Here is a 5,235-nt window from a genome sequence, read left to right as displayed (position 1 = left end):
TCTAGCCGTTCCAGAAACGTCGCCTTGCCATATTCGGGGGTGGCTCCCATATAAATGGTGTGTTGTCGGTCTCCAAACGCGTCATACAGACTGATGGGCAGTGCCGACCATGGCTTCTCTCCATCCGGTGTCGCACAACAGCATACAGGTGCCATCTAAGCCAATGGCAACACTGGCAATTTCAGCGTCTAGTTGAGGGGGCACATAGTCCCAACTTTCTTCTTTCACCTCAATGATCGTGGCCACCGCTTCACTGAGACGCTGGATGTAGGACACGGCGACCGGGCGTTGATGATTCTCAGCCAAGTCTCGCTGCACGTCTCGGGCGGAACCATACGCCAGTTTCGAGGACACTTGTTTCGCAAACAGAGGCGTGGAGGTGATGATGATGCGAGACGCTCGCTCTAGCGGACAATCCGTTTTCCCGCCTCCAGAGCGCTGATAGACATGGCGTTCAATCACGACTTCTCCGTAGGGCGTTTGATACGCTTTGGGCTGCTTGCCTTTGGTTCGCATCACCTCTCCGGCAATCTCAATGGCTGAACCGTCGGTGTCCAGATACTCAAGAGCGGCTGTAGTGGCAATACGACCCGCCTCGTTGAGGCTTTCCTGAATCGCTTCTTCACTGGTCAGCAGCGAATGACTCAGGTCTATCGTCACTTCTATCCTGACTTGCGTCCCTTCTTGACTCAGCAATTGAGCGCTCATACTCACCACCTCTTGGTTGCCTCACTCAGTGATATCATGCTTGACCTACTAAATCAAGTAGAGGTCGCACCCGGCAGAACAGGGTAAAGAAGTTCAGATACAGACCTTGACAATCCCTGAAACAGGATTGGTCATCTATCTCAAAGAGTTTGGGTGGGTTAAGGTGTTTTGTCAGGACTTCAAAAACGAAGCCCGCTATTACATCCTGTTCCTCCCAGAATTAGAAGCACTGAAGCTCCTGAACCGTGAAACTTTTAAACAAGTCCATGACCATCACTGGCAGATTGAGCGCTTTCACAGAGTCATCAAACAGGTTTGTAATATTGAGCGCTTTCAAGTCCGAGATGAACAAGCGATTCGCAATCACTTTTTTTGTGCGCTGAGTGCCTTTGGCAAGCTCCAGACGATGCGAATTGAGGGGTTGATCGACAACCTATATCAGGTATCGAGGCAGTTATTTATCCCGGTGATTCGACAATTCATCTTAAAAAATCGCTCGGAACCCTCTTCAGACCTGCAACTCACATGACTCTATGTCTGTCAATGCGTAAGTCCTATACTATAGAAACCCGAAAATCGTCAAAAGACAGGCTGAGGGGATCAGGGCAAACGCATCTTAAAATTTGTTGAGAACTAGTTCTAGCGTTTCAGGTGTTGATTTGGGAAGATCAACTCAGCCCAGATGAGTCCCAAACGATGAAACTAAACCTAAAAGGAAAACTATCTGAGCAGATATAGCGGTTTTCAGCTCAGTTAAGTACAGTAGCAGCGGTAGGTGAACCAACCTTCAATATCTTTTAAGGTCACAGCCTTGAGGGCATCCGTAATTCCTTGATCTAAGGCTTCGCGAGAGCGAGCCGCCACCGACCGTAAAAACGCTTTGACTTTCGACCAGCAGTTCTCAATCGGATTAAAGTCAGTAGAATAGGGCGATAAATAGACCTGCTTTGCCCCTGCTGCTTCAATCAGGTCTCGAACTCCCTCTACCCCATGAGAACTCAAGTTGTCCATAACGACACAAGCGCCTACCCATAAGTTAGGCACTAACATCTGTTCAACAAAGTATTTGAAGACATCCCCGTTGAGTCCACCCTCAAAGGTGAGTGCTGCCACCATCCCATTCAAGCTCATCGCTCCCACCAGGGTGACATTACGTCCTTTTTTGTAGGGACGTTCTCCCGTCGCCCGGTTTCCTTGAAGGGCACGAGCATAGAGCCGCGCCATCATCAAGTTCACCCCCGTCTCATCGAGAAAGACTAAATCTTCTGGACGGATGTCTCGAATCTGGTCTCGATACGCTTGGCGTAATCCCTGAACTCGGTCTGTTTCAACTTGACTGGCGTGCAGAGTTTTTTTTTCGCGTCAAGTTCAACTGTTGCAGGGTGCGGCAGACGGTACTGGGACTGACCCGAATCTGAACCTGTTGGTCGAGTTGGTCACACAATTCTTGCAAGGTTGCATCGTTATCTTGTTCGACTAACTGCTCAATCAAGTTAAGTTGATTTGCTAACTTGCTGGTAAAACCGCCGGTGTGAGGTTTGGGTTCAACCGTCCCTTCGGTTTGATGACGTTTGAGCAAGAGTCGTACAAAATTTGGACTGACCTTGAATCGTTTGGCTAATTCCCGTTGCGACCCTTCTTGTTGCTCATAGGCATCCTGTGGGTTCTTGTCCACTTTTGGTGATCCTTTGGCAAAATAGAGATAGGCACTCTTCAGACCGCCTATGGAACCTTTAGAACATCTCCTTTTCGATTCAGAACACATTCAAATTCAGAACTACGAGCTAGATTGCGCCCAACAACAAGTCCGAATCTATCTGTGTTCAACTCCAGTCACAGCCGCCTGTCCCGTCTGTGGACAAGCCGCTCATCGGGTCCATAGCCACTACGAGCGAACGCTTGGAGATCTACCGTGGGCAGACTATCAGGTGCGGATTCAGATTGAAGTGCAAAAGTTCTTTTGTGACCACTCAGCCTGCCCACGCCGAATCCTCAGTGAACGGCTTAATCCAATTGCAGCACCGTGGGCACGACGCACTCGGCGATTGAATACGCAACTGAGCGATCTGGGACTGGCGCTAGGAGGGGCAGCAGGAGTCAAACTGGGTCAGAAGTTGCATTGTCAGGTGAGTCGCAATACGATTTTACGCTTGGTCATGCGACTGCCTTTACCTCAGTTTGCGACTCCCAAAATCCTTGGAGTCGATGACTTTGCGTTTCGCAAGCGTCGTCGATACGGCACCATTTTGGTCGATTTAGACACCCGACGACCCATCGAATTATTAGAGGGTCGTTCTGGAGAACCGATTGCTAGTTGGCTGAAACAACATCCTGGAGTCGGGATTGTCTCTCGTGACCGTTCTAGTGCCTATCGAAGTGGCATCACGGCAGGCGCACCGAATGCGACTCAAGTGGCTGACCGGTTCCACCTGCTCCAGAACTTGGCGACAGTATTAGAACAGATTCTGAGAACTCAAACTCAATCCTTGAAAGCCATCGGACAAATTGAATCGGTCACGGTTACAGCCGCAATGATCGCGGATGCTGCTCAACTGTTGTCGGGCTTAGTGCCGAAGTCAGAGTTCGGGGCTGAAGGGGACGAAACGATGGGTTCAGAACACTGGCAACAGCGATCTGCAATCCATCAGCAAGTTTGGGACTTGCATCGCCAAGGCTGGTCAACGGCTGCGATTGCTCAACACGTTGGCATGAGCATTCGGACGGTGCAGCGAGACCTTCGCAAACCTGAGTTTGCTGACCCTCAACCCCGGAGTGATGATGGCGATAGTCTCGCTGCCCCGTATCGGAACTACATCTTGGAGCAATATCAGCGTCAAGGCGGTCGTCCACGAGGATTGCTTCAAGCTTTGCAGCAACAAGGTTATCAGGGGGGAGACCGCACCTTGAGACGTTATCTTCAGTGGTTGCGTGAACAGAAACAACTGATAATTCATCCTCAAACTTCGCAGAGCGCCCACTTGACCTCATCCCCGCCTGCGCTCCCGCTCACGGCGAATCGTGCGACTTGGCTGATCATGCAGCTTACGGCAACGCGCGCCGCAGAGCGTCAGCAGGTGATCCAGAAACTCAAAGCTCAATCTTCCACTCTGAAGACTGCGATTGAGCTAACCGAAAGCTTCTGCGATTTGATTCGGAAACGACAGCCCAACCAATTTGAGCCTTGGTTGAACGAAGCAGCAACTTGCGGTCTCCTCCCGTTTCAGAAATTTGCAGCAGGACTGCGAGAAGACGGTGCTGCTGTGAAAGCTGCAATGACTCTCCCGGTGAGTAATGGAGTGGTTGAAGGGCATGTGAATCGGTTGAAGATGCTCAAACGGCAAATGTACGGTCGTGCTGGGGATGAGTTACTGAAGCGCCGAGTGTTGTTAGCGAGTTAGCATTCACGCACAGAAGCGTTTGAGCAAAATGGCTTGAACGGCTCTGATCAGGGTGTCTCCTCAACCTCAATTCAGAAGTTACTAATACAGATTGCTCAATCAACGCGATGAATAGGGCTTTTGAACCAAAAGATCACCAAAAGTGGACAAGAACCTGTAGTTGACACGAGACGGATATTGGAAAGTATGCCTCAAAACACGGCTTCAAGACGTTGATCAAACCTAGCAAGCAGAGTCAGACGCACCACTTGGAACAACTGAAAGCGATTGTTTCCAGGCATCAAGGTGCAACCCAAGCTGGACTGATCTGTCACCTCAATCCGGTCATTACCGGATGGTGTCAGTATTACTCCACGGTGGTCAGCAAAGCAGCTTTTGCTTCGATGTCTTACCACTTATTTGGACGGCTATTGCGTTGGGCAAAGCACAGATACCCGAACCTGAACAGTCATCAGATTGTATCGCGCTACTGGCTAGTCAACAAAGAGAGCGGCTGGGTGTTTCAGACTCGCGAAGGACTCAAACTTCGAGGACACCCTGAAACGCCCATTCGTCGCCATGTTAAGATCAAAACCAGTCGCTCTCCTTATGATGGAGACTGGCTCTATTGGGGCAAAAGACTCAGGAACTATCCCGGTCTCTCTCCCTGGAAAGCCAACCTCTTGAAACAGCAGAACGGGAAATGCGCTCATTGTCACCTTCACTTTTTCTCAGAAGACTTGACAGAAGTGCATCACCACGATGGGAATCATCACCATTCAAGCTATCAAAACCTGAGACTGTGGCATCGGCACTGTCACGACCAGATCCATGCAACAGAAACCGAGCCGACAATTGGTATTCCTGACACGGAACCAAGTTGGAGAGGAGCCGGATGATTCTAACGAATCACGTCCGGTTTTGAAGCCGAGTTAGGGGGGTGACTCACTAGCTTAGGCTGACCATACCGTCGCTTCAGAAACGTTTAGCCCGCCGTCAAGCTGATGCCATTACTCCCTCAACAAACTCGTTCTCAACTGCTCCATTTTTGCCTTCAGCATCCCGAACGATATCAAGGTCGATATCTAGAACAGTCATCTGCAACCCTGCTCTAGGAACATTTCCGTTACTTGAAATAAAAGGATTGGGT

Annotated in this window: 5 protein-coding genes and 1 pseudogene; 3 read left to right on the top strand and 3 right to left on the bottom strand. The window is 50.0% G+C overall.

The window, feature by feature from the left end:
* Positions 1–81: 81 nt before the first annotated feature.
* Positions 82–708, bottom strand: a complete 627-nt coding sequence (locus A8707_RS25470) for a hypothetical protein (protein ID WP_068817839.1) — start codon at positions 706–708, stop codon at positions 82–84.
* 61 nt (positions 709–769) lie between these two features.
* Between A8707_RS25470 and A8707_RS25465 the strand changes: the two are divergent.
* Positions 770–1,237, top strand: a pseudogene (locus A8707_RS25465) (transposase); the annotation flags it as partial.
* A gap of 224 nt (positions 1,238–1,461) precedes the next feature.
* Here A8707_RS25465 and A8707_RS25460 read toward each other — a convergent pair.
* The gene (locus A8707_RS25460) at positions 1,462–1,992 is read right to left on the bottom strand and encodes an IS630 family transposase (protein WP_082906511.1); all 531 of its coding nucleotides are present in this window, start codon (positions 1,990–1,992) and stop codon (positions 1,462–1,464) included.
* Positions 1,993–2,035: 43 nt separating this feature from the next.
* Complete coding sequence (locus A8707_RS25455) at positions 2,036–2,383, bottom strand: helix-turn-helix domain-containing protein (RefSeq protein ID WP_068820179.1); 348 nt, start codon at positions 2,381–2,383, stop codon at positions 2,036–2,038.
* 49 nt (positions 2,384–2,432) lie between these two features.
* On the opposite strand from A8707_RS25455, the gene A8707_RS25450 reads away from it, so the two are divergent.
* A complete protein-coding gene (locus tag A8707_RS25450; RefSeq protein ID WP_068820177.1) occupies positions 2,433–4,106 on the top strand; it encodes an ISL3 family transposase in 1,674 nt (557 codons plus the stop codon).
* Positions 4,107–4,354: 248 nt separating this feature from the next.
* On the top strand, positions 4,355–4,984 hold the full coding sequence (locus tag A8707_RS25445; RefSeq protein ID WP_197485073.1) for a group II intron maturase-specific domain-containing protein: 630 nt from the start codon (positions 4,355–4,357) through the stop codon (positions 4,982–4,984).
* Positions 4,985–5,235: the final 251 nt, after the last annotated feature.

Origin of the sequence: Phormidesmis priestleyi BC1401 (assembly GCF_001650195.1) — a bacterium.
In the GTDB taxonomy this organism is placed as follows: Bacteria; Cyanobacteriota; Cyanobacteriia; order Leptolyngbyales; family Leptolyngbyaceae; genus Phormidesmis_A; species Phormidesmis_A priestleyi_B.
This window is presented reverse-complemented; position numbering and strand designations above follow the sequence as displayed.

Excerpts from the sequence above, each read along its gene's own strand:
- A8707_RS25470 (WP_068817839.1), bottom strand. The coding sequence starts at position 708 with ATGAGCGCTCAATTGCTGAGTCAAGAAGGGACGCAAGTCAGGATAGAA.
- A8707_RS25450 (WP_068820177.1), top strand. The coding sequence starts at position 2,433 with ATGGAACCTTTAGAACATCTCCTTTTCGATTCAGAACACATTCAAATT.